The organism is Halorubrum sp. SS7 (assembly GCF_005435055.1).
Lineage (GTDB): Archaea > Halobacteriota > Halobacteria > Halobacteriales > Haloferacaceae > Halorubrum > Halorubrum salinarum.
The window spans coordinates 1-210 of sequence record NZ_SGXV01000808.1 but is presented as its reverse complement, the minus strand read 5'-3'; the positions used below and the strand labels follow the sequence as shown (position 1 = coordinate 210).

The following is a 210-nucleotide window of genomic DNA, read 5'->3' as shown; positions in this document are numbered from 1 at the left end:
CGAAGTGGAGGTACACCGTGTTCTCGTCGCCCATCGGCTCGACGACGTCGACGGTCGTCTCGAACGCGTGCTCGCCTCCCTCGTCGACGAGCTCGACCGCCTCGGGGCGGATCCCGAGCCTGAGGTCGGTCACGCCGCCGAGGTCCGACTGAACCGACTCGTCGATCGAATACTCGAATACCTCGCCGACGAGCCGATCTCCCTCGAGCG

1 protein-coding gene is annotated in these 210 nt (G+C 66.7%); it reads right to left on the bottom strand.

The annotated features are described in order from the left end of the window. On the bottom strand, window positions 1–210 hold a 210-nt coding region (locus EXE44_RS19975), incomplete at both ends, for a TOBE domain-containing protein (RefSeq protein WP_137718157.1).